Genomic DNA, 1,212 nt, shown 5'->3' with positions numbered 1-1,212 from the left:
TTTCTTGACCTTCCCATCCTCACGGTACGATTCCCGCAGAAGGGTAGATCGATAGATTTTTTTACCGGATTTTGACTTGTTCTCTACAATATGCATGTCCACCATTGTACAGATAACAACCATTATCCGTCAAGTATATTGTCGTATAATAACAATATATTAGTGACTACATATTTATTAAAAATACAGCCTTAACAAACTATGTATTAAGCACTTATGCGTTTTGGCAGGGGTGAACATCCGTTGAAGAGCCGTGTGCAGGAATACTGCATGCACGGTTCTATGTGAGGCGGCGGGAGTAATCCTGCCGTCTACACGACCTCCGCCTTAATTTTTTTTTGCCTTATAAAAAACAAATCAAGCAGTGTCCCTCTGTAAAATAGAGGCAATGCAATGCACCGCACTGCAGCACCGAACAATTTCCCTTCATCTCATGTTCAGAAAAATAACACATCTATTAATGAAGAGATTTAAAGTTGATAATAGATGAAAAATAAGATAGTATTCCCAAAGTCGGGGTGTAGCGCAGCTTGGTAGCGCGCTTGAATGGGGTTCAAGAGGTCGTGGGTTCAAATCCCGCCACCCCGACCAATAATGACAACTACTTACGACTACCATATACTTCCTGAATACTGAAAATTGTATACTTTTTGTATACTTCATTTTTTATTCAGTACTTTATCAAGTATATCAACAGCTTTTATTTTATGACTTGGTGAAAGGTGTGCATAAAATGACTAAAACATAAAATTTAGCCACAGGTTGCACTACCACATATAATCTGAAAATGCAAATCAAGCATTCTTTACCCACGGCAACGTCAAAGTCACCCTACGAAAGACGCGGATCAAGGATTTGTGCCAAAAGCTCCCGTCAATAAGTGGAGAAGAAGATAAAAAACAATAGAATTTTCATATAAATGGGCAAAAATGAGTAAAACAAGCAAAATAGAGCGGGAGTATCCCTGTAGTAATGAAAGAGAGAGAGAAAAAAAATAAAGTGTTTTTTTTGTTCTCTACATGTTACATCGGATGTTCACCCCAAGTCAAAAAACAAAAGTGCCGTAAAAGCCTTATATTTATTGGCTTTTACGCCGAACAGCAAGCTTTTTTCTAGTGACTACCCGTATGTTCCGGCTTGGCAATACTTCTGGCAACTTTATCTGTAATGCCTCTAATAATTCATGTGATTGTTGCCGCGGACGCGGGATCT

Annotated in this window: 1 tRNA gene; it reads left to right on the top strand. The window is 38.7% G+C overall.

Features of this window, described 5'->3' with window-relative positions:
* Positions 1 to 514 precede the first annotated feature (514 nt).
* Positions 515 to 591 (top strand) — tRNA-Pro (locus QZT26_RS17750).
* Positions 592 to 1,212: the final 621 nt, after the last annotated feature.

Source organism: uncultured Candidatus Kuenenia sp. (genome assembly GCF_900696675.1).
In the GTDB taxonomy this organism is placed as follows: domain Bacteria; phylum Planctomycetota; class Brocadiia; order Brocadiales; family Brocadiaceae; genus Kuenenia; species Kuenenia stuttgartiensis_A.
This window is presented reverse-complemented; position numbering and strand designations above follow the sequence as displayed.